The organism is Roseibacillus ishigakijimensis (assembly GCF_016595415.1).
In the GTDB taxonomy this organism is placed as follows: domain Bacteria; phylum Verrucomicrobiota; class Verrucomicrobiia; order Verrucomicrobiales; family Akkermansiaceae; genus Roseibacillus; species Roseibacillus ishigakijimensis.
The window spans coordinates 1-2,507 of the sequence record NZ_JAENIO010000082.1; the positions used below are offsets into that span (position 1 = coordinate 1).

The 2,507-nt window shown below is 54.1% G+C and carries 3 protein-coding genes; all 3 read left to right on the plus strand.

The window, feature by feature from the left end:
• Window positions 1-143: 143 nt before the first annotated feature.
• Window positions 144-1,421, plus strand: coding sequence for a tyrosine-type recombinase/integrase (locus JIN78_RS16590; RefSeq protein ID WP_200393116.1), 1,278 nt, complete (start codon window positions 144-146; stop codon window positions 1,419-1,421).
• 4 nt (window positions 1,422-1,425) lie between these two features.
• A complete protein-coding gene (locus JIN78_RS16595; protein WP_200393117.1) occupies window positions 1,426-2,028 on the plus strand; it encodes a hypothetical protein in 603 nt (200 codons plus the stop codon).
• A gap of 188 nt (window positions 2,029-2,216) precedes the next feature.
• Window positions 2,217-2,432 carry a MerR family transcriptional regulator gene (locus tag JIN78_RS16600; RefSeq protein ID WP_200393118.1) on the plus strand — a complete coding sequence of 72 codons (216 nt, stop codon included), beginning with the start codon at window positions 2,217-2,219 and terminating at the stop codon, window positions 2,430-2,432.
• The last annotated feature ends 75 nt before the right edge of the window (window positions 2,433-2,507 follow it).

The window sequence follows — 2,507 nt, forward strand, 5'->3', positions numbered from 1 at the left end:
AGCGTCCCCAGGTGGAATCGAACCACCATTTGAGGTTTAGGAAACCCTGAACCCCACTGATTACCAACACTAAAAAAACAAAGTGACCAGTTGTGACTAGATTCTAGTTGAGAAACGCCCCGAAATAAGGCGAAACTAGAACCATGCCGAAGGAACGGAAAACGCCCGCCGAAAAGAAGCATGGAGTCACTTTGACGAAGTGGAACGGCCATCACGTTTACCGCTGGCGCGTCTCCTACAAGGACGGGGACAAGCGCAAGGTGAAAGGCTTCAAGACCCGTTCAGGCGAGAATGGGGCGCAACAGTTCTTCGACGAGAAGGCCGGACTCCTCAGCCTTGACGGCACCCGGAATGAAGACATCACTCCCGAGGAGCGCGAAGCCGTGATCGCCTTCCGCCGCATGGCTCACAAGCTGGCAGAAACCGGAACCGAAGTGAGCTTGGCGGACATCGTGAGCTTCTACCGAAAGCACCTCGACGCCATCCCCGCCGAACTCCCCGCCTCCGACCGGGACAAGCTCCTTGCGGAAGCTCCTCAATCTTTCAACGCCCGCCTCTCCCTCGCTTCCCGTTCCAAGACCTTCAACCAGCTCACAGACGAGCTCATTCAACGCTTGGAGAAGTCAAGACGAAGCGCCGTTCATCAACGCAACGTCCGCCAACGGCTCGCCCGCTTTGCCGAGGATTATGGCTCTTGGCTGGCTTGCGACATCTCGGCAGAAATCATCACGGATTGGCTCCTTGACCTCCCCTTCTCGGCACAGACCCAAAAGCACTATGGCCGCGCCCTCTACTCGCTCTTTGAATACGCGGTGGAACGCAAGGCCATCGACGCGAACCCGGTTTCCCTGAAAGCCCTTCCCGAAGTGGTCCGCGATGCCCCCGGAATCTTTCGCCCTGACGAAGCCGCCGCCCTCCTTGGCCATGCCGAGCCCGAGATTATCCCCGCTCTTGCTATCGGTTTATTCGCTGGCCTCCGACCCGCAGAGGTTGATCGCCTCGACTGGGGAGACATTGACCTTGCCGAAGGACATTTGCGCGTGAAAGCCCGACCCAATGCCAAAGAGAAGGCGGGCCGCTACGTGACGATCTCCGACAACCTCGCCGCATGGCTTCGCCCCCACGCCCGCAAGCGCGGTCCCGTTCAAGTTACCGCGCAAGTCTGGCGTGACCGAAAGGAGAAGGCCATGAAAGCGGCGGGCGTAATGGAATGGCCGCATGACGTTTTGCGCCACTCTTTCGGCTCCTATCACATGGCCTATCACGAGCAGGCCGCGAAGACCTCCCATGAGATGGGGCACAAGTTGGCCGATACCGTCTTCAAGCACTACCGCAACGCCGTCACCAAAGCCGATGCCAAAGCCTTTTGGTCGATAACCCCGGAGGACAATCACAAAGTCACACAATTCTCAGTTGCTTAACTCTATGAATGAACCGAACGCGAACAGTGAACCGGAAGAAACGGATCGTCAAAAAAAGGAACGACTAGCCGAAGAAAAACGCGCTTCTAGGAAACGCGACAGGTTGGAGACCCAAAAATACCTGTCCTATCTTTCAGGTGAACTCGGACTCACGAACAATCAGATCGAAGGTTTAAGCCTTTTGGTCAAAGACCACACCCCGAAATCGGATAAGACTCCAAATCAGAACATTTTGAAGTTTATGCGGGCGATCAACGCATACGAGGAACATTGTCGCGAACTGATCGCAGCCAGCACAAGATTCAATGAGATCGCCTCCGCGCTTGAAGAGATGCCCTACGAACTAGCCGAAAAAAAACGAGAAAAAGCAGCTCAAAAGACCGGGCTGCGGAAATGCTTAGATCGAAAAGGCAGCGTGACCCAGAGAAGTTTCTTACCAGCCCCCTCATTCTTCGTTTCTCCCGAAGGAGATTCTAACCGCGAAAGCCTCATTCGAAAGTTAGCCCAAGGAAATGAGCCTATGTCGGATCGCGTTATTAAAGAGCTTCTGAAATGGGGCCGAGCTATGGCACATAGTCACAACGGAAGCGCAAAAAGACGAAAATAGCTCTTGACCTCCGAAAAGTGCGTCTCGATTCACAAACCACTCCGAAAAGCGCCGTCTCGATTGAAAATGATTGCGTCTCGATCATGATTTAATGGCGTCTCGATCGGAATTCCCACTACAAAAGTTGCGTCTCGCTCCAAAAGAGTGACGTCCGAACAGCACTGTTCAAGTTGCTATTGTTCCCTCGTATGAACAATGCAAGCGGTTTGAAGCCGTCTCCAAACGAGAAAGCAAAAGCTACCGAAATCCTGACCAAGAAAGAACTCGCTCAACGGTTGCGAGTGAGTGAACGGAAAATCGAAATGTCCAAGGACATTCCTTCGATTCGTTGGGGCCGCAGCGTCCGATACGACTGGAACGACGTTCTCGCCTATCTCAAGCAGAAGGGAGGGAGCGCACAATGAGCCCAAAAGAAAACCCTCGACCCGAGGGCCAAGGGATTCTCAAAAGTCGTTTGCGGGCGACAAGGGAAGAGTCTC

What these genes read in the sequence shown, in the direction of transcription:
- JIN78_RS16595 (WP_200393117.1), top strand. Translation starts at nt 1,426, where the DNA reads ATGAATGAACCGAACGCGAACAGTGAACCGGAAGAAACGGATCGTCAA.
- JIN78_RS16590 (WP_200393116.1), top strand. Translation starts at nt 144, where the DNA reads ATGCCGAAGGAACGGAAAACGCCCGCCGAAAAGAAGCATGGAGTCACT.
- JIN78_RS16600 (WP_200393118.1), top strand. Translation starts at nt 2,217, where the DNA reads ATGAACAATGCAAGCGGTTTGAAGCCGTCTCCAAACGAGAAAGCAAAA.